The organism is Mesorhizobium sp. WSM4842 (genome assembly GCF_055901575.1).
The window spans coordinates 2,239,418-2,259,864 of sequence record NZ_CM148372.1; the positions used below are offsets into that span (position 1 = coordinate 2,239,418).

The 20,447-nt window shown below is 62.4% G+C and carries 17 protein-coding genes; all 17 read left to right on the plus strand.

Annotation, left to right across the window (positions count from 1 at the left end):
* Positions 1–4 precede the first annotated feature (4 nt).
* Positions 5–2,410 (plus strand): circularly permuted type 2 ATP-grasp protein, encoded by a 2,406-nt coding sequence (locus tag AC0NIE_RS10755; RefSeq protein WP_473486469.1) that lies wholly within the window; start codon positions 5–7, stop codon positions 2,408–2,410.
* A 25-nt stretch (positions 2,411–2,435) separates the two neighbouring features.
* Complete coding sequence (locus AC0NIE_RS10760; protein ID WP_473486470.1) at positions 2,436–3,320, plus strand: transglutaminase family protein; 885 nt, start codon at positions 2,436–2,438, stop codon at positions 3,318–3,320.
* Between the two features lie 147 nt (positions 3,321–3,467).
* Positions 3,468–4,574, plus strand: coding sequence for a DNA topoisomerase IB (locus AC0NIE_RS10765; protein ID WP_473486471.1), 1,107 nt, complete (start codon positions 3,468–3,470; stop codon positions 4,572–4,574).
* Between the two features lie 307 nt (positions 4,575–4,881).
* The gene (locus tag AC0NIE_RS10770; protein ID WP_473486472.1) at positions 4,882–5,223 is read left to right on the plus strand and encodes a hypothetical protein; all 342 of its coding nucleotides are present in this window, start codon (positions 4,882–4,884) and stop codon (positions 5,221–5,223) included.
* A 1-nt stretch (position 5,224) separates the two neighbouring features.
* On the plus strand, positions 5,225–5,791 hold the full coding sequence (locus AC0NIE_RS10775; RefSeq protein WP_473486473.1) for a type II toxin-antitoxin system VapC family toxin: 567 nt from the start codon (positions 5,225–5,227) through the stop codon (positions 5,789–5,791).
* A 260-nt stretch (positions 5,792–6,051) separates the two neighbouring features.
* On the plus strand, positions 6,052–6,426 hold the full coding sequence (locus AC0NIE_RS10780) for a YciI family protein (RefSeq protein ID WP_192358717.1): 375 nt from the start codon (positions 6,052–6,054) through the stop codon (positions 6,424–6,426).
* Positions 6,423–7,697, plus strand: coding sequence for an RNA polymerase sigma factor (locus AC0NIE_RS10785; RefSeq protein ID WP_123149615.1), 1,275 nt, complete (start codon positions 6,423–6,425; stop codon positions 7,695–7,697). The genes AC0NIE_RS10780 and AC0NIE_RS10785 overlap by 4 nt, the downstream gene beginning before the upstream one ends.
* Before the next feature lie 179 nt (positions 7,698–7,876).
* Positions 7,877–9,388, plus strand: coding sequence for an L-piperidine-6-carboxylate dehydrogenase (amaB, locus tag AC0NIE_RS10790; RefSeq protein WP_473486474.1), 1,512 nt, complete (start codon positions 7,877–7,879; stop codon positions 9,386–9,388).
* Positions 9,389–9,738: 350 nt separating this feature from the next.
* Positions 9,739–11,274 (plus strand): FGGY-family carbohydrate kinase, encoded by a 1,536-nt coding sequence (locus AC0NIE_RS10795; protein ID WP_473486475.1) that lies wholly within the window; start codon positions 9,739–9,741, stop codon positions 11,272–11,274.
* Positions 11,271–12,047, plus strand: coding sequence for a DeoR/GlpR family DNA-binding transcription regulator (locus AC0NIE_RS10800; RefSeq protein ID WP_473486476.1), 777 nt, complete (start codon positions 11,271–11,273; stop codon positions 12,045–12,047). Before AC0NIE_RS10795 ends, AC0NIE_RS10800 begins: the two co-directional genes overlap by 4 nt.
* A complete protein-coding gene (locus AC0NIE_RS10805; protein ID WP_473486477.1) occupies positions 12,044–13,774 on the plus strand; it encodes a glycerol-3-phosphate dehydrogenase/oxidase in 1,731 nt (576 codons plus the stop codon). The genes AC0NIE_RS10800 and AC0NIE_RS10805 overlap by 4 nt, the downstream gene beginning before the upstream one ends.
* A 398-nt stretch (positions 13,775–14,172) precedes the next feature.
* Positions 14,173–14,295, plus strand: a complete 123-nt coding sequence (locus AC0NIE_RS10810) for a hypothetical protein (protein WP_473486478.1) — start codon at positions 14,173–14,175, stop codon at positions 14,293–14,295.
* On the plus strand, positions 14,292–14,942 hold the full coding sequence (locus AC0NIE_RS10815; protein ID WP_473486479.1) for a DUF2291 family protein: 651 nt from the start codon (positions 14,292–14,294) through the stop codon (positions 14,940–14,942). Before AC0NIE_RS10810 ends, AC0NIE_RS10815 begins: the two co-directional genes overlap by 4 nt.
* Complete coding sequence (locus AC0NIE_RS10820) at positions 14,939–16,480, plus strand: sugar ABC transporter ATP-binding protein (RefSeq protein WP_473486480.1); 1,542 nt, start codon at positions 14,939–14,941, stop codon at positions 16,478–16,480. The genes AC0NIE_RS10815 and AC0NIE_RS10820 overlap by 4 nt, the downstream gene beginning before the upstream one ends.
* Positions 16,481–16,505: 25 nt before the next feature.
* On the plus strand, positions 16,506–17,642 hold the full coding sequence (locus AC0NIE_RS10825) for an ABC transporter permease (protein ID WP_473486481.1): 1,137 nt from the start codon (positions 16,506–16,508) through the stop codon (positions 17,640–17,642).
* Positions 17,643–17,674: 32 nt separating this feature from the next.
* A complete protein-coding gene (locus AC0NIE_RS10830; RefSeq protein ID WP_091594763.1) occupies positions 17,675–18,634 on the plus strand; it encodes a D-ribose ABC transporter substrate-binding protein in 960 nt (319 codons plus the stop codon).
* 497 nt (positions 18,635–19,131) lie between these two features.
* Positions 19,132–20,244, plus strand: a complete 1,113-nt coding sequence (locus tag AC0NIE_RS10835) for an AI-2E family transporter (RefSeq protein ID WP_473486482.1) — start codon at positions 19,132–19,134, stop codon at positions 20,242–20,244.
* Positions 20,245–20,447: the final 203 nt, after the last annotated feature.

Genomic DNA, 20,447 nt, shown 5'->3' on the forward strand with positions numbered 1-20,447 from the left:
AGCCATGGCAAAGGGGAATCACAAGAAAATACGCGGCAGGCCGCATAACCTGCTGGAGCACTACCAGCCGATCGACGGCGTCGTCGACGAGATGGTCGATGCATCAGGCAATCCCCGCCCGGTCTGGAAGGAGTTCATCGAGGCACTGGAAGAACTGGGGCCCGAAAAGCTCGCCCAGCGCTTCGCCCGCGCCGACCAGTATCTGCGCGACGCCGGCGTCTATTACCGCGTCTACGACAAGGCCGGCGCCAATGAGCGCGAATGGCCGCTGGCGCATGTGCCGCTGCTGATCGAGGAGCAGGAATGGGCCGCGATCAGTGCCGGCCTGGTTCAGCGGGCCGAGCTGTTCGAGGAAACGATTGCCGATATCTACGGGCCGAACCGCCTGGTCGAGAAGGGCATCCTGCCGGCGGGGCTGATCGCGGCCAGCCCGGAATATTTGCGCCCCGTCGTCGGCACCGGACCGGCCAGCGGCCATTTCCTGCATTTCTGCGCTTTCGAGCTCGGCCGTGGACCGGACGGCCGCTGGTGGGTGCTGGGTGACCGCACGCAGGCGCCGTCGGGTGCCGGCTTTGCGCTGGAAAACCGCGTCGCCACCACGCGCGCGCTGTCCGACATCTATGGCGAGATGCATGTGCACCGCCTTGCCGGCTTCTTCCGTCGCTTTCGCGACGCGCTGAACGGCATGGCCAAAGTATCAGGCGGCCGTGTCGCCATCCTGACGCCGGGGCCGCTCAACGAAACCTATTACGAGCATGCCTATATCGCCCGCTATCTCGGCATCATGCTGCTCGAAGGCGAGGATCTGACCGTCTCCGGCGGCCGGCTTATGGTGCGCACCGTTTCGGGGTTGATGCCGGTCAGCGTGCTTTGGCGACGGCTCGACGCCGCCTTCGCCGATCCGCTGGAGTTGCGGCCGGATTCGCAGATCGGCACGCCAGGGCTGGTCGAGGCGATCCGCCGGGGAGCTGTTTCAGCCGTCAACGCGCTCGGCTCCGGGCTGATGGAGACGCGGGCGCTGTTCGCCTTCCTGCCGAAGATTTCGCGCGAATTGCGCAACGAGGAGCTTCTGCTGCCGAGCGTCGCGACATGGTGGTGCGGGCGGGACGCAGAACGTGACCATGTGCTGGCTAACTTCGACCGCATGGTGATCGGCCCGGCGCTGTCGACACGGCTTGCCTTCGAGGATGACGATTGCACCAGGCTTGGCTCGGCGCTGGTTGCCGGGGAGCGGGCCGAACTGATAGCTCTGATCGAGCAGAACGGCGGCGACTTTGTCGGACAGGAAGCGGTGACGCTTTCGACCACGCCGGTCTATGTCGGCGGCTGGCTGGAGCCGCGGCCAGCAGCCCTGCGCGTCTATCTGGCGCGAACGCCGGAAGGCTGGACGGTGATGCCCGGCGGTTTTGCCCGCGTCGGCTTTTCGCTCGACCCGACGGCCATCGCCATGCAGCGCGGCGGCCAGGCGGCGGATGTTTGGGTGGTCAGCGACAGACCGGTGGAGCGCGAGACGCTGCTGCCGCAGGAGCATGACAGCTTCACCCGTACCTTGCCGGGCAGCCTGCCCAGCCGCGCGGCGGAAAACCTGACATGGCTCGGCCGCTATATCGAGCGATCGGAAGACACGGTGCGCATCCTGCGCGCCTATCACGTGCGGCTGGCCGAGGCCTCCGACCCGGATATGCCGCTGCTTGCCGATATCAGAGACTATCTCGAACCGTTCGGCACAGACGTCGAAACCGCGATCCCGCCGGGGCTGATCGGCACCTTGGACAGCGCCGTCTACAGCGCCGGACAGATTCGCGACCGCTTCTCGCCCGATGGCTGGCTGGCGCTGAAGGATCTGTCGAAGACCATTCATCAATTCGCGACAACGGTGGCGCCGGGCGATGATGCGACGCGGGCGATGACGGTCATCCTGCGCAAGCTAGCCGGGTTTTCCGGCCTGCTGCATGAGAATATGTACCGCTTCACCGGCTGGCGCTTCCTGGAGATCGGCCGGCGGTTGGAACGCGGCATCCAGATCGCCCGCACGCTCGCCCGGTTGACCAGGACTGCGGCACCGGACGGGGCGCTCGACATGATGCTGGAGATCGGCGACAGCGTCATGACCCATCGGCGGCAGTATCCGGTGCAGGCCGGCCGAAGTACGGTGGTCGACCTCCTGGTGCTGGATCCGCTCAACCCGCGCTCCATCCTGTTCCAGCTCGAGCGGCTGAAGGCGGAAATCGCGCTGTTGCCTGCTGTCGGCGGCGAGGGGCAAATGTCGCCGGCGGCGAAAAAGATCCTGCAGCTCAACACGGCAATCGCCATCAAGGAGCCCTCGGACATGACGGCGCAGGCCCTGGCCGATCTCGCCAACGAGATCGGCGGCCTCTACAACAGCCTCGCCAAAGCCTATTTCGGGTAGGGGACGGGTTCGGATAAAGGCGGGCATGCTCTACGACATCAGGCTCAATCTGCGTTACGATTACGATGCTGCAGCCGGCGGCGGCCGTCATCAGGTGCGCGTGCTGCCGCCGACGATATCGGGCGTGCAGCGCGTGATCGCCGCTTCGCTGTCCTTCGTGCCGGCGCCGAGCGAACGCTCGGATTTTTCCGATTTCTTTGGCAACAATGTCACGTCGATTGCCTTTCGCGACGTTCACGATGCGCTCGACATCAGGATGAGCGCGCGCGTCGCGGTTTCGCGGCCGGAACCCGGGCTTGACGTGTCGCCCGACATTCGCCGGCTGAGGGAGGAACTCGATGCGGTGCGGTCGCTGTCGCCTGATACACCGCATCATTTTCTGGCCGCCAGCGACCATGCCGGCATCGATGCTGATATCACGGGGTACGCGCGGAGCAGTGCCGGCAACTCCGCTGTCAGCACGGCCATGGACCTGTGCAGCCGTATCTACCGCGATTTCACCTATGATGGCGAGGCGACTACGGTGCAGACCCGGGCAAGCGATGCCTTCGACCTTAAGCGGGGCGTCTGCCAGGACTTTTCGCATATCATGATCGCCGGCCTACGCGGCCTGGGCGTTCCCGCCGGCTATGTCAGCGGGTTCCTGCGCACCATTCCGCCGCGCGGAAAACCGCGGCTGGAAGGGGCCGACGCCATGCATGCCTGGGTGAAGGTGTGGTGCGGGCGCGACACCGGATGGCAGGAGTTCGATCCGACCAACGGCATCCGGGCAAGCAACGACCACATCACCGTCGGCCACGGCCGCGACTACTCGGATGTCGCGCCGATCGTCGGCATCCTGAAGACGACCGGAGGGCAGGTCGGCGAGCAAGCGGTCGACGTCATTCCGGTCGTGCTCGAGAAAGCATGACGGCAGGCGATGCCGCATCGATTTGTAGGCGCTGAACATAGACGGAAGACGGGTTCTCATGCGGTCAGCCTGACATGTTTGTGAAAGCCATGGCGGAACCAGCGGCCGGTCCGTCGCTTATCTACGGGAAAATTCCGTGGAGAGGATATGCTGGACAAATCCGGGTCGTCGTCTTGCCAATCGGCTGCCAGGGAGGTTGCACCAAAGAACGGGGCGCCGAAAAATGGGTCGCAAGCCTCTGCCGATCGAGCCTCACTCACCTACATCACTGACGCTGAGCCCGGTATCCGCCGTTTTAGGACTGGCAGGGGATTTTCATACAAAGGACCTGACGGGCAGGGTGTCGACGACGACACTATGGCCCGCATCAAGGCGCTCGCCATACCGCCGGCGTGGACGGATGTGTGGATCTCGCCGGATGCTGACGGTCACATTCAGGCGACGGGCCGGGATCAGCGTGGGCGTAAGCAATATCGGTATCATGCGCTGTGGGCGGAGGAGCGTGACGGCGTCAAATATTCGAGCCTGGTTGCCTTTGCAGAAAGCCTGCCTGAGCTGCGGCGCCAGATCGATGCCGATCTGCGCCGTCACGGCCTGCCGCTGGAACGCGTTGTCGCCGCTGTGGTCTGGCTGCTCGACAGCACGATGATCCGCGTCGGCAATGCCGCCTACGCTCGCGACAACAACAGCTTTGGGCTGACCACGCTGCGCGACCGCCATGTCGACGTCAATGGCTCGAGCCTGCGTTTCGCTTTCAAAGGCAAGTCCGGCAAGGAATGGAAGCTGAAGCTCGTCGATCGCCGGATTGCCAGGATCGTGCGCGGGGCGCAGGATTTGCCAGGCCAGAAGCTGTTCCAGTATCTCGACGAGGACGGAAGCAGGCGACCGATCCGCTCCGACGACGTCAACCGCTACATCAGGGAGAACGCAGGGGACGATTTCAGCTCCAAGCATTTCCGAACCTGGGGCGGCACCATCCATGCTGCGTCACTGTTTGCGCAAACCGAACGACCCGAAAGCCAGGCACAACAGAAGCGGGTGATGAACGGCGTCATCGACAAGGTGGCCGAGCGGCTGGGCAACACGCGCGCCATCTGCCGCAGGTGTTACATCCACCCGCAAGTTTTCGAAGCCTGGTCCGAAGGACGGCTGCTCAGCGAAATGGCGGATGTGAACAAGCGGACGCGATCGATACCCGGTCTTGATGACGAAGAAGCCCTCGTTCTGAGATGGCTGAAGGCGCAGGAAAGCTGAACCGAACAGAGCAGCCACAGGCCTTCATTGCGGTATTCTGTAGCAAAACCACCATCACGTCTCCGTCGATGGATTGATCGAAAGCCTGGTGAAGCCGCATGTCGAATTGTCGACTGTCTCTCGCCAGTTATTGCGAGATGCCTCGATTCAGTCTGGACGAATATGAGATGCAGGGCGATCCGGACTAGACGGACGACGAGTATGGAGTGCGCCCGGACCTGTTCCGGTAGCGGGCATTGAAAAAACCATCTTTCCTGCTATGTTGTCTAAAATCGATTTTTGTTAAACGGAAACGTGAGGCACCCTGATGGCGAAGACAGCTGTACGTGTGCGTCGCGGCCTCTCCGTGGGCAAGCGGACGAAAACGCTTCCCAAAGCGGCTGCGAAAATGCAGATGCGTCGCCTAGCCAGAATTAATGCCGTCCTGCAGAGGGCGGAAGAATCCGGCCTGCGCGGTGAGAAGAACGGCAGGATTGCGGGACGGGTGAGTGCTGACCTGATCAAGAAGGCTAAAGCTCGAACCGGATTGACGTCTGATACCGAGCTGGTCGAATTTGCGTTGGCAAATGTAGCCTTGGAAGACAATTTCGCCGAGACCTTCAGGAAAACACGGGGAACGCTGGATCCGACGCTGAAGCTCGGATTCTGAATTGGCCGATTTCGACTTCGGTGCGGCCGTCAGATGGTCGCGATTTGACCCCCAGAAAACTTTAAGCCGCCGGCCCGACAAGGAGCTGCCGATCATCGGTAACCTTGTCGAGGCGGGACAGGAATTGCTGCTGGATACCTGTGTTTACCTCGACGGTTTGCAAGGCCGAGCGCCAGAGGCAGTTGCCGACCTCCTCGACGTCAGGCAGGTCAATCATTCCACCGCAGCCATCCAGGAACTAATGCACACGGTTGGCGTCCTTAAGCCGAAGCACCCGGGCACCGCCGAAGCTATCAAGCAGATCGGGACCATGATCAAGGATATGCCGCCCCATCGGGTTTTTGCACCAGATACCGATGTCCTGGGCCGAGCCGCACTCCTCTCAGGAATGCTGTGTCGCCTGCAAGGCTACAAGAATGACTCCAGGCTGCGGGCGCTTCAGGATTGCGTGCTGTTCCTGCAGGCCCAGAAATTGGGATTTACCGTTCTAACGGGCAACATCAGCGACTTCGATTATTTGCTGCAGCTGATCCCGACGGGCCGGGTTTTGATGTATCGGCCAATCTAAATGTAGCTGCGCATCCGGGCTTCCACGATGTCGAAATCTGGTGGTCTTTGCTACATAATGCCGGACTTCAGCGCTCCTCACTCTCCAACTCGGAAGCGACGGTGAGCCTGGAATGCGCCACAGAAGGCCGGGCGCGTCCGGCGCGTGGCGGTTGCTACCGAATGGCGCTTCATTGTGCTCGCAGGACGTAATTTTTTTATCGACGTTATGTCGGGATCGGTCCTACTGTTTCGTCCTTTGACAGAGAAAAGGACGCACCCATGCTCTACGCTATCCTCTGCTATGCCTCCGAAGACGTCGTCTGCTCCTGGAGCAAGGAACAGGACGATGCCGTCATGGAAAAACTCCTGGGCGTGCAGGAAAAATACGCTCAGGCCGGCCGGCTTGGCCCGGTGGCGCGGCTGCTGCCGACAACCGCTGCAACAACGCTGAGAAAGGTCAAGGGCGAAGCGGTCGTCATCGACGGACCATTTGCCGAAACCAAGGAACAGTTCCTCGGCTTCTACACGCTCGAATGCGCCGATCTCGACGAGGCCGTCGACTTTGCGCGCGAACTTTCCGAGGTCAACCCGAGCGGCGGCTCCTACGAAATACGGCCGGTCTCGCTCTTCAACCCCGCCAGGATTCCCGCATGACCGATCTCACCTGGATCAGCACGGCGATCAGCACGGCCCGCCCACAGGCGATGGGCGCGCTGCTGCGCTACTTCCGCGATCTCGATGCGGCGGAAGAAGCTTTCCAGGACGCGTGCCTGCGAGCTCTGAAGAACTGGCCGACAAACGGCCCGCCGCGCGATCCGGCAGCCTGGTTGATCTTCGTTGGCCGCAACAGCGGCATCGACGCGGTGCGCAAGCGTGCCAAGCAGGCGCCGCTGCCGGAAGAGGACCAGATCTCCGATCTGGAGGATGCCGAGACCGATATCGCCGAACGGCTGGACGGCGCGCATTACCGCGATGACATATTGCGGCTGCTGTTCATCTGCTGCCATCCCGACCTGCCGGCGACGCAGCAGATCGCCGTGGCGCTGCGCATCGTTTCAGGCCTGAGCGTCAAGCAGATCGCCCGCGCCTTTCTCGTCGGCGAAAGCGCCATGGAGCAGCGCATCACACGTGCCAAGGCGCGCATCGCCGATGCCGGCGTGCCGTTCGAGACGCCCGGTGCGGTCGAGCGGTCCGAACGGCTCGCCGCCGTCGCCGCGATGGTCTACCTGATCTTCAACGAAGGCTATTCGACCAACAGCGGTGAGGCGCCGGCCCGGGCGCCGCTCTGCGAAGAGGCAATCCGGCTGGCCCGGCTGCTGCTCAGGTTGTTCCAGACCGAGCCGGAGATCATGGGCCTGACGGCGCTCTTGCTTCTCCAGCATGCGCGTGCGCCGGCGCGTTTCGACGAGAACGGCGAAATCGTGCTGCTCGAAGACCAGGACCGCAGCCTGTGGAGCCGCAAGATGATCGACGAGGGGCTGGCGCTGGTCGATAAGGCGCTGCGCCATCAGAAGCCCGGTCCCTACCAGGTGCAGGCGGCGATCGCCGCCCTGCATGCGCGAGCGGAAAAGCCTGAGGACACGGACTGGAACGAGATCGAGCTGCTCTACAGCCTGCTCGAGCAGATGCAGCCGTCGCCGGTGGTGACGCTCAATCGCGCCGTTGCGGTGGCCAAGGTGCGCGGGCCGGAAGCGGCACTTGCCATGATCGAGCCGTTGGAACAAAGGCTTTCCGGCTATTTCCACTTCTTCGGCCTCAAGGGCGGACTGCTGATGCAGCTCGGTCGTGGTGAGGAGGCGCGCATCGCCTTCGACCGCGCCATTGCGCTTGCCAATACGGCCGCCGAGGCGGCCCATATCCGCATGCACATCGACCGGCTGATGAAGGAAGGCGCCGCGCGGGTAACCGCGCAGACAGTGCGCTGAATCGACTCGCTGGTTCAACGGTCTGACCTTGGCTTAGACCATGCCGGGGTGGCGATTTTTCCCTGAAACGAGTAATGCCACGCCATGACAGCGCCTGATGTGCCGATCGGCACAGGGACGGCATGGCACAAGGCTTCGACCGACGCCATATGAGCGACGGGATCTGAAAGGGACAGAGAATGACGATTGCGAAGGAAACAGCCGGGCTACTGGCGAAACTGGGCGTCGCCGAGGATGCGCTTTCGGGCGGCGATCTTATCGTGCGCAGCCCGGTGACGGGCGAGCAGATCGCCGCGCTGAAGACGATCTCGCCGGCCGATGCGGCAAAGACTATCGACAAGGCGCATAAAGCCTTCCAGGCTTGGCGTCTGGTGCCGGCACCGAAGCGCGGCGAGCTGGTGCGGCTGCTTGGCGAGGAGCTGCGCACGCACAAGGCCGAGCTTGGCAGGCTGGTGTCGATCGAGGTCGGCAAGATCCCGTCCGAAGGGCTCGGCGAAGTGCAGGAGATGATCGACATCTGCGATTTCGCCGTCGGCCTGTCGCGGCAATTATACGGCCTGACCATCGCCACCGAGCGGCCTGGCCATCGCATGATGGAAACCTGGCATCCGCTGGGTGTCGTCGGCGTCATCTCCGCTTTCAATTTCCCGGTCGCGGTGTGGTCGTGGAACGCGGCACTTGCGCTGGTCTGCGGCGACGCGGTGGTGTGGAAGCCGTCGGAAAAGACACCGCTGACGGCGCTCGCCTGCGAAGCGATCTTCAAGCGCGCGGCAAAGCGTTTCGGTGATGCTCCGGCAGGCTTGACGTCGGTGCTGATCGGCGACCGCGCTGTCGGCGAAATTCTGGTTGATCATCCGAAGGTGCCCCTGGTCTCGGCCACCGGCTCGACCCGCATGGGCAGGGATGTCGGTCCGCGGCTGGCAAAACGCTTTGCCCGCGCCGTGCTGGAGCTCGGCGGCAACAATGCCGGCATCGTCTGCCCGACCGCCGATCTCGACATGACCTTGCGCGCCATCGCATTCGGCGCCATGGGCACGGCCGGCCAGCGCTGCACGACGCTGCGGCGCCTGTTCGTGCATGATAGCATCTATGATGCCTTGGTTCCGCGCCTGAAGAAGGCCTATGAAAGCGTCTCGGTCGGCAACCCGCTGGAGACATCAGCGCTGGTCGGACCGTTGATCGACAAGTCAGCCTTCGACAGCATGCAGAACGCATTGAAGGAAGCCGCCGCTCACGGCGGCAAGGCGACCGGTGGCACGCGGGTCGAGAATGGCCATCCCGACGCCTATTACGTTCGTCCGGCGCTGGTCGAGATGCCCAAGCAGGTCTCGCCGGTGACGGAAGAGACCTTCGCGCCGATCCTCTATGTGATGAAGTACTCGGATTTCGACGCCGTGCTCGACGAGCACAACGCGGTCGGAGCGGGGCTGTCGTCGTCGATCTTCACCCGCGACCTGCAGGAATCCGAGCGCTTCCTGGGCGTCGACGGGTCCGACTGCGGCATCGCCAACGTCAACATAGGCACATCGGGGGCAGAGATCGGCGGTGCCTTCGGTGGCGAGAAGGAGACCGGCGGCGGCCGCGAGTCGGGCTCCGACGCCTGGAAGGCTTACATGCGGCGCGCCACCAACACGGTGAACTATTCCAAGGCGCTGCCGCTGGCCCAGGGTGTATCCTTCGACATCGACTAGGCTGTGAGGCCCTTGTCGTGGCGGCTGCGCCAATAGCTGCCACGATTTATCTCGGTCGCCGTTCAGCGGCTTCCGGGAGATCCAAAACAGTCTGCGAAAGCCGCATCAATGATGGCGAGCTCGGGACTTCGGCGCTAGTAAGGGTGCTTGGCCGCCGCAAGATTGCTTCCAAAAATCACACATGTTGACGTTAATTTAACACCATTGTATGGTCTATTCCGTTGGTTCGGAATTCCCAACGGGTGTTCGGCGGTTGCTTCGCCGGGCAGCTTTCCCCGCCGTCGTCAAGCGCTATGCACCAAAATCCTACTCGCAACGCGTACCGGCAAGCGATGAGCTGAGAGGTAGCCATGTCCAGCCTGCTTGGGATCGACAACGGCCTGACGGTGACGAAGGCGGTGATCTTCGACGCCGACGGTTCGCAACTGTCGGTGGCGCGCCGGCGGGTGCCGCAATCGATGCCGCACGCGCGCTGGGTCGAACGCGACATGGCCGGCCTCTGGCAGGCGACAGCCGAGGCGATCCGGGAAGCCATTGCCTTGGGCGGCCGGCCAGCCAGCGACATTAAGGCGGTGGCGGCGACCGCGCATGGCGATGGCCTGTACCTGCTCGACAGCGATCGCCGGCCGCTAGGCCCCGGCATGTTGTCGCTGGACAGCCGGGCGGGCGAAATCGTCGACAGATGGTCGCGAGGTTCGGTCTTCGCCGAAGCGCTCGCCCTGACCGGCCAGGTGCCGCACGCTTCCTCACCGTCGTCGCTGCTGGTCTGGTTGCGGGAGCACGATCCGGAACGCTTCAGCCGGGTCGCGCACATACTCGCCTGCAAGGACTGGCTGCGTTTCTGTCTGACCGGCACCATCGGCACTGACCTCACTGAGGCGAGCACCTCGTTCACCAATGTGCGTACGCAAAGCCATGTGCCGGAGGCGATGCGCATTTTCGGTCTTGAGGCATTGTTTGAAGCCTTGCCGCCGATGATGCATTCGGCCGACATCGTCGGCTACGTCACCACCGATGCAGCGGCGCTGAGCGGGCTTGCTGAAGGGACGCCGGTCGCTTGCGGCCTGCATGATGTCACTGCCTCGGCGCTTGGCATGGGCGGCCACGAGGAGGGCGTGGTCAGCATCGTCGCCGGCACCTATTCGATCAACGAAATAGTTTCCACCGAGCCGCGCGTCGACCTGCGCTGGTTCTGCCGCAATGCTATTGATCTTGGGCGTTGGAACAACATGTCGATCTCGCCGGCCTCGACGGCGAATTACGACTGGTTCCTCGACACGCTCTGCCGCCCGGAACAGGACGAAGCAAAAAGGACCGGCGGCTCGATCCACGAGATGCTGGCGGCAGAGATCGACATTGCGCTTGGCAGGCCTTCGACCATCTTGTTCCATCCCTATCTGTTCGGCTCGCCTTACGGCAATGCCGCCAGCGCCAGCTTTCTCGGCCTGCATGGCTGGCATGATCGCGGCGACATGCTGAAGGCAGTGCTGGAAGGTATCGTCTTCAACCACCGCACGCACGTCGAAGCGCTGCGCGACGGCTTTGCCGTTCGTGAGGTGCGGCTCACCGGCGGCGGGTCGCGCAATCCGGCCTTCGCGCAGATGTTCGCCGACGTGCTCAATGTGCCGGTCATCGTGACGTCGACCGACGAGGCGGCTGCCTTCGGCGCAGCCCTTTGTGCCGGCGCCGCGGTTGGCCTGTTTGCCTCACCGCAACAGGGGGCGCGCGCGGTCAGCAAGACGAGCCATGAATATCTGCCCGACGCGGCGCGCAATGCGGTTTTCGAGGACCGTTTTTCTCTCTATTGCCGCATTGCCGAATCGCTCAAGCCGCAATGGCTGGAGATCGAAAGGCTGGCGGGGCAAAGCATTGAGGGGGCTGCATGATCAAGGCCGACGAACGGCGCGAGGAAATCGCCGACTATGTGATCAAATTCGGCCAGGTGCGCATCGACGACCTGGTCGAGCATTTCGGCGTGTCGCGGATGACCATCCACCGCCATATCGACCAACTGGCGCACCAGGGCGTGCTGCGCAAGCTGCACGGCGCGGTGACGGTGCAGCCTTCCGGTCTTTATGAAAGCGCTTTCCGCTATCGGGTGACGGTCGGCAGAGCCGAGAAGGATGCGCTGGCGCATGCGGCGCTGGATTATGTAGAGGCCGGCCAGGCCGTCATGCTGGACGATTCGACCACGGCGAACGCGATCGCGCCTCTGCTGCCCGACATCAAGCCACTGACCGTCATCACCAACAGCGTCGCGACTGCAGCACTGCTGACCAATGTCGACGATATCGACTTCATCTGCCTGGGCGGTCAGTACCACCGCACCTACAATGCCTATATCGGCATCGTCTGCGAGAATGCCGTGGCGCAATTGCGTGCCAATCTTTTGATTTGCTCGGCTTCGGCGATCTCAGGCACCACGGCCTTCATCCAGGACCAGCATGTGGTCCGGGTCAAGCAAGCGATGGTCGCTGCCTCGACCAAGCGCATTCTTGTCGTCGACCATTCCAAGTTCGACAAGGTCGCCCTGCATGTTTTCGACGATCTGACCCGTTTCGACGCGGTGCTGACGACCGACGGCGTAAGCGATGCGCAGGCACAAAAACTCGAACGAGCCGGCGTAAAGCTGCGCATCGTCAAGATGACTAAGCCATGAGCCCTTCCGGCGACGCAGGCGCAGCCGACCCCGGCTCAGCCGACCCCATCGACCGCCTCGCCTTTATGAACAAGACGGGCGACGTCGACGTCGTCATTCTTGGCGCCGGCATCAATGGGGCTGGTCTGTTCCGGGATTTGTGCGCGCAAGGCGTCAGTTGCCTGATCGTCGACAAGGGCGATTTTGGCTCGGGCACAAGTGCTGCGCCATCGCGGCTGATCCATGGCGGCCTGAAATATCTCGAAACGGGCGAGTTCGGGCTGGTGGCACAGTCGACGCTGGAGCGCAACCTGCTGTTGAAGAACGCGCCGCACTATGTCAGCCCGCTGCCGACAATCATCCCGATCTTCTCCTGGAGCAAGGGCATGTGGGCGGCATTGCGCACACTGCTGGGCTCGACCAGCGCGCCGCGCAGTCGCGGCGCCGTCCTCATCAAGATCGGCCTGACGATCTACGATTTCTATGGGTCGCGGCATCGTGTCATGCCGCGCCACCGACTGGTCGGGCGACGGCGGGCGCTGAGCGAGATACCGGCACTGACCAGGTCGATCGTCGCCACCGGCATCTATTACGACGCCAAGATCAGCCATCCCGAAAGGCTGGTGCTCGAACTGATCACCGACGGGCTGGCAGCAAATGCCCTCGCCGCGGCCGCCAACTACACGACGCTGGTTTCGTCGTCCAATGGCGTGCTGGCCTTCCGATCAGCGAACGGCGCCGTATTTGCGGTACGGCCGAAACTGGTCGTCAACGCCGCCGGTCCGTGGATCGACGATGTCAACGCCTCGCTCGGCGCGCCATCGAAAATGATCGGCGGCACCAAGGGCTCGCATATCCTTTTGAAGCACGACGAACTGGTACGAAGCCTGGCAGGCCGCATGCTCTACTTCGAAGCCGACGACGGCCGCATCTGCCTTGTCTACGACTATCTCAGTCTGGCGCTCGTCGGCTCGACCGACATCCAGGCCGACAGCCCGGACACAGTACGCTGCGAGCCGCAGGAGATCGACTATCTGCTCGAAAGCGTGCGTGCGCTGATGCCGGGCATGAGCTTTGGACGCGACCAGATCGTCTATGCCTATAGCGGCATCAGACCGTTGCCTGCATCCGACGCCTCTGTCCCCGGCTTGATCAGCCGGGATCATTCGGCACCGGTCGTCGAGCCGGAAGGTTCGCGTCCGTTTCCGATTATCTCGCTGGTCGGCGGCAAATGGACGACGTTCCGCGGCTTTGCCGAGGAGGTTGCCGACACGGTACTCGACCGGCTGGGACGCGGCCGCAAGGTCACCACGCGATCGATGCCGATCGGCGGCGGCAAGGGTTTTCCAACCGAGCCTGCGGCGCGAGCTGCCTGGCTGGCGGATGCCAGATCGGCTTCGGGCGCCGACGAACGCCGTCTCGACCAACTTCTGTCGCGCTACGGAACCAAGGCGTTGCCGATCGCCCGCCACCAAAGTTCAGGAGACAATGAAGATCGCCTGCCGGGGGCAAGCGACTACGGCACATCCGAAATCGACTACATCGTTCGTAATGAATTCGTCGAGCATCTGGCCGATATCGTCATGCGGCGCACGACCCTGGCCATTGGTGGTTCCCTGACCATGAGCGATTTGAAGCAGATCGCCGCCATTGCCGGCCGTGCACGTAACTGGGATCCGCAGCGGATGTCCGACGAACTCGATGCCGCTGTCGCGCAGCTCAGCGACAGGAATCTGATGCGATTGTGATGGCGCCCTGATTTGGGACGAACACCTCGCGGGTATGCGCTGTTTTCAAAAAATACCACACGAAAACAGCATATTAAGCTTTGTTGACAGGTGCCCATTCTCCGGCAGTGCCGGAGAATGGGCAAAATATCACATGTCTTGACGTGAATTTAACACTAACGTATGGTCGATTTTGTGCCTGAGGCCTGACTGTTCCGAAAGGCTTCGGCTCGTGAGGAATTTCTTGCTTACGGCGGTTGGGCTGACGAACCAGCGCATGCAATCGCGGTCACACGATCGTGCAGCCGAATACCGGCTGGGTTCTCGGCCGCAATCAACTGCTACGCGACAAAGTTCCTCTCGATGACGCCGGCTGCACGCTGATCCCGGTGAAGGCGGATTGACAACGACATGAACGCGTGAAAAATTTTTCAACTGAAGATAATAATATCATCTCGGGAGGAGATGGAATGAAATCCAGCAGCGCCGCCAGTGGTGATCGCGACCTGATCGGCGTCATGCCGCAGGTCGTTGCACCATGAGTTCGCAGCCCGCTACCACGATCAATCGGCGGGTCGGCGTTCGTTGGATTGTCGCCGCGGCCGCGATCCTGATTTTGCTCGGCGCGATGGTTCTCGACACCAAGGTCGTCATAATTGGTTCGGCGGAGGACGCGCGAAAGGCTGCGTTCTCCCCGGAAGAATACGGCAAGTCCGAGTTTCCGAAGGTTCAATCCGCCGTGGAGCAGCGCGCGGTGAACGCCGCTACCCTTGCGTCGGCCATCGCCAAGGACAAGGCGGTGGCGGAGAAGGAGTACGGCGTGCCGGCCAATGTCGGTACGGAATTCTCAGTCAAATTCACCGGCGTGGTCGGTGAGGGAAAGTCCGGCATCTACGCCGTCAAGGTCGACGAGGTTCCCAGCACTTTGGTCATTCGAGTGCAGACGGGTCCGGCGATCAACGGAACCGACCTGCGCGATGCCACGGGAACGATCGCCTTCGGGCAATTCACCAACCAGATCGAGTATCAGAACGCAGGATCGGCCTTGAACAACGAGATGAAGAAGCAGGTATTGTCGGCCATCGACAACACCAAGCTCACCGGCAAGACGATTTCGGTGATCGGCGTCTTCAAATTGGTCAATCCCAAGGGCTGGCTCGTCACACCCGTAAAGCTGAGCGTTCAATGAATGCGGCGCCTCAATTCGAGCCGGCGGCCGGCGATACCGTGCTCGCGGCGCGCAACATCGTAAAATCCTATGGCGGAACGCATGCCCTCAAGGGGGTCAATTTCGACATCCGCCGTGGCGAGGTCACCACGCTGTTCGGAGAGAATGGCGCCGGCAAGTCGACGCTGATGAAGATCCTTTCCGGTGTCGAGACGCCGACGTCCGGAAGCATCGAACTCGATGGCCGTCCTGTCGTCTTCTCCTCGACCGTCGACGCGCGGGATCGAGGCATCTCGATAATCCATCAGGAGTTGAGTCTCGCGCCCAATCTGAGTGTGCGCGACAATATTTTCATGGGCCGTGAGTTGCGGGGCGCGACCGGCCTCGACTTCGCGGAAGAGGCTCGTCAGACGCGGATGCTGATGGCCGATCTCGAGGAAGACGTCGATCCGATGACCTTGGTGCAGGATCTGCGCCTGGGCCAGCAGCAGATCGTCGAAATCGCACGCGCGCTCTCCGTCGATTCACGCATCCTGATCATGGACGAGCCTACCTCCGCATTGAGTGCGACCGAGGTGGAGGTGCTGTTCAAGGTGATCCGGGACCTGACCGCCCGCGGTGTTTCGATCGTGTACATCTCCCATCACCTCGAAGAAGCACTGCAGATCACCGACCACGCCGTGGTGCTGCGCGACGGAACGATCACGGCCACGGCCAAAGCGAAGAACATCGATCTCGAATGGATCGTCCGTAACATGGTGGGCGAGAACTTCGACCTGGGATCGCCGCCCACGGGATACGCATTCGGCGACGTTGCCCTGTCAATCGACGATGTGAGCGTCGCCGATGTTTCGAGTTCGGACCGCCTGGTCGTCCACCGGCTGTCGCTCGATGTCCGCGCGGGCGAGATCGTCTGCATTTACGGGCTGATGGGCGCGGGGCGCACGGAATTGCTGGAGTGCGTCGCCGGGCGATTGCCGGTGACGGGCGGCCGGGTCTTGCTGGAGGGCGACGACATCTCCTGCCTCAGCATTGCGGAGCGGATAAACAGGGGGCTTGTGCTGGTGCCTGAGGACCGCCAACGCGACGGGCTGGTCCAGACGATGACCGTGGGGGCAAATCTGTCGCTCGCCAGCATTGGCGCCTTCGTCAAGGGGATGCTGCTTTCGCGGTCGCAGGAGCGGTCGCTGATCGACGGAACCATTCGCGATGTGCGCGTCAAGACGGCGGGCGCAGGCGCGCCCATCGGATCGCTGTCCGGCGGCAATCAGCAGAAGGTCGTCATCGGCAAGATGCTGACCACCGACCCCAAGGTCATGCTGCTTGACGAGCCCAGTCGCGGGATCGATGTCGGCGCCAAGGCGGAGGTGTTCCGGCTGCTCGGCGAGCGGGCCGCGCAGGGGCTCGCGGTCGTCTTCTCGACCTCGGAAGTCGCCGAGTGCCTTGGTATCGCGCACCGGATCATCGTCATGCGCCGAGGCAGGATTTCGGCTCAGTTCGGCGCCGATGTCACGAAAGAGCAGATCATGGCCGCCTCGGGCGAGGCGGTGCTTGTCTGATCATGAAGAATACAGGAGCCAGACCGTGACCAACGCCAGTCAGCATCGTAGCCGCTCCGGCTCGAGGATATCGACCGGTGGCTTCAGTGTGGCCAAGCTGTTGCTGGAGGGCCGGGCATTTCTCGCGCTGATGGTGATCATCTTCGTCTTCTCGATGCTGTCGCCCTATTACTTCTCGTTGGGCAATTTCCTCACCATGGCGTCGCATGTCGCCATCTTCGGCATCCTCGCGGTCGGCATGCTGCTGGTCATCCTCAATGGCGGCATCGACCTGTCGGTGGGGTCGACGCTTGGACTGTCGGGCGTAATCGCAGGATTCCTGATGCAGGGCGTGCAGTTGCAAACGCTCGGCATCGTGCTGTTTCCCCCCGTCTGGGTGGTCGTGGTGCTGGTGTGCGTGCTCGGCGCACTGGTCGGCCTGGTCAACGGCGTGCTTATCGCCTGGTTGAAGGTGCCGGCCTTCGTTGCCACGCTGGGCATGCTCTATGTGGTGCGGGGCGCCGCGCTGCTGATGACAAACGGCCTCACATATAATGATCTCGGCGGCAAGCCGGAGCTGGGCAATACCGGCTTCGACTGGCTGGGCTTCAACCGCCTGTTCGGTATCCCTATCGGTGTGCTGGTCATGGTGGTCATCGCGATCATCGGCAGCATCATCCTCAATCGCACGGCCTTCGGCCGGTGGCTCTATGCCTCCGGCGGCAACGAGCGCGCCGCGGAACTGTCCGGCGTGCCGGTGAAAAAAGTGCAGGTGTCGGTGTATATGCTGTCCGGCATCTGCGCCTCGGTAGCCGGCCTCATCCTGTCCTCGGAACTGACCTCGGCAGGGCCGACCGCCGGCAACTCCTACGAACTGACCGCCATTGCGGCCGTCGTCATCGGCGGCGCGGCACTCACCGGTGGTCGAGGCAATATCCGCGGCACGCTGGTTGGGGCCTTCGTCATCGGCTTCCTATCCGATGGCCTCGTGATCATTGGCGTGTCCGCCTACTGGCAAACAGTGTTCACCGGCGCGGTCATCGTGTTGGCGGTGCTGCTCAACGCCATTCAGTATCGCCGTCGCGTCAAGCTCCCGGGCTCGACCGGCGGCCCTTCGACTTCTCCGCAACAAGCCGGCAAGGCCCGAACGGCCGATCCCGCTCACGAGAAGATTGCCGGTTGACCGGTACCGTCGCTAACCAAGGAGGAAATCTCATGTATGGCAAGGCAAGAATTCTAATGCTCACGGCCTTTGCGCTGGCCGCTCCGGTCCTCGCAGGGTCGGTAAGCGCAGCGTCGGCCGAAGGCCTCATTTCGATCATCGTCATCGATCCCGCCAACCCGTACTGGCTCACCGAAGGCAATGTGGCCAAGGCCGAGGCCGAAAAACTCGGCTACACCGCGACTGTCGGCGCATCGAAAGCCGACACGAACACGGAAAGCAGACTGATCGACACCGCAATCACCAACAAATCCGTGGCGATCATCCTCGATCCTGCCGACGCCAGCGGATCCATCGGCGCCGTCAAGAAGGCGATTGCCGCGAACATCCCGGTCTTCCTGGTCAACGCCGAGATCAATCAGGAGGGTCTGGCCAAGGCGCAGCTCGTTTCCAACAACGCACAGGGCGCCGCTCTGGGGGCACAGCAATGGGTGACGAATATCGGCGAGAAGGGCAACTACGTCGAACTGTTGGGCGCCCCGTCCGACAACAACGCCGCCACCCGGTCAAACGGATACGAGACCGTGATCAGCCAGTATCCGGACCTCAAGAAGGCCGGCTCGGAGGTCGCCAACTGGGACCGGACCCAGGGCCACGACAAGATGCAGAGCCTGCTGCAGGCCCATCCCGATATCATCGGCGTGACGAGCGGCAATGACGAGATGGCGCTTGGCGCGATCGCCGCGCTGAAGGAAGCCGGAAAGCTGTCGAGCATTAAGGTCGGCGGCTTCGATGGCTCTCCGGACGCTGTCGCCGCGATCAAGGCGGGCGACTTGCAGTACACCGTGCTCCAGCCGGTGGCCGTCTACTCGGCGAAGGCCGTACAACAGGCCGACTCGTTCATAAAGACCGGCAAAACCGGCGCGCCGACCGAGAAGCAGCTGTTTGACTGCCTTCTCATCACCAAGGACAACGTCGACAAATACACGGCTCCCTTCACGCTCTCGGAGTAAAAAACGAAGGGGGAGTGTCCCGCGGGACACTCCTCGCCTGACCCTCGTTGATCGGGCCGACGCACCACATGTCTGTTACGCTAAAACTGAAACACAGGCCGTGACCTGAATCCGCGCTGGTGGCTCTATGGAGCGGCTGATGTGGCCCACCACATGTCGTTGAAACGCCACCCGTGCGGATCCATATACGCATTGCGTCGGATGTTTTCCTCCCATTGCGTCCGGCGCGTTCCCCTCTGGAGGTTTTGAACCTTCATGCCTGGCCGGACTTTAACAGTCCGGCCTTTTTTCTATTGGTCCTGTGAAGCTGCGCTGCCGCGAGCGAGTTGTAGAACGGCCGTAGGTCAGACCATCCACGACCGGCAGGCCGCGGTGCTGGCAGCGCGCACGGGATTTTCGTCACACTCGACAGCGGCCTAGCCGTAGGGTGCGGCAACGGAAGCTGCCATTTTGTTGGGAAATCCACTAGGCTCGCTTGGTTTGCGAGACGGCGAGAGATGCCCGACCTGAAACAGATGCCCGATATGAAACAAATGAGATTGCTCGGCATCGTGGCCGCGACGGCGATCGGTCTGTATGTCTGCTATCTCTTGGCGTTGCCTTTTTTGCCCGCATTGACCTGGGCGGTGGTGTTGGCAATCATCCTGTATCCGGCTCATCGACGGGTCGAGGAAAGGCTCAGGAATCAAAACCTGGCTGCGCTGATATCGGTCAGCGTCGCGGCGGTGGCAGTCGGCCTGCCGCTCGTCTTCGTGGCACAGCAGCTTGTTCGCGAGGCGGTAAACGGAGCCACCTATATGGAGGAGGTCATCCGGGGTTGGAACACAGATGCCTTCGTGTCGGGCTATCCCAGGCTTTCGGCGGTTGCCCAGTGGATTGAGAACCAACTCGATCCGGCCGGCACGGTCGCCGCATTTGTACAATGGCTGACGGCACAAAGCACATCGCTGTTGCGCGGCTCGATCAATCAGGCCGTGATGTTCATTCTGACATTTTATCTGCTGTTCTATTTTCTGCGGGACCGTGAATCCGCCCTGCGGGGGATCGAGCGTCTCTCGCCCCTGCGTACCGCGGAGACGGCATACATGCTGTCCCGCCTTGCCGAGACGGTACATGCGATCCTGATAGGCACCGTGCTTGTCGCCGCTGTGCAGGGGACGCTGGGCGGCCTGATGTTCTGGTGGCTCGGCCTGCCCACTCCGGTCTTCTGGGGCTTGGCAATGGGACTGCTTGCCATCGTGCCGGTGCTCGGCGCATTCGTGATCTGGGTGCCGGCAGCGATCTATCTCGCGCTGGAGGGGGCTTGGGCGAGCGCGGCGATCCTGACCGTCTGGGGCGGCGTGGTCGTCGCCGGCATCGACAATCTGCTCTATCCGATGCTTGTCGGGAACCGGCTGCGGCTCCACACGGTGGTGGCCTTTGTCGGTGCTGTCGGTGGCATCGTCCTGTTTGGAGCATCCGGGCTCGTCCTCGGCCCGGCGGTGATTGCGGTCACCGTCAGCCTCATTGACATCCTCAAGAAACGATTGAGCGACCAGCCCGAGGCGGAACTGACGCCAAAGCGCGACACAAAGCCATCACGTCAGTCCGGACCCGCGCCCAGTGAGTAAGCACCGCCGCGCGCGACCAGTTCGGCGACCACCACGATGCGCATGAGCATTGTTCCAGCGTCAGCCTGTCCCGCCTTGCGATCACGACCAGCACGCCGACCGGCTCTGGCCGGACTGGTTCGGCCGTGCGCTCGACAGCGGCGGCAGCGGCGCGTCGAAGCTGGTCGATGCAGTTCCGGTCAAGTCCGATCCTGCTGGTGACG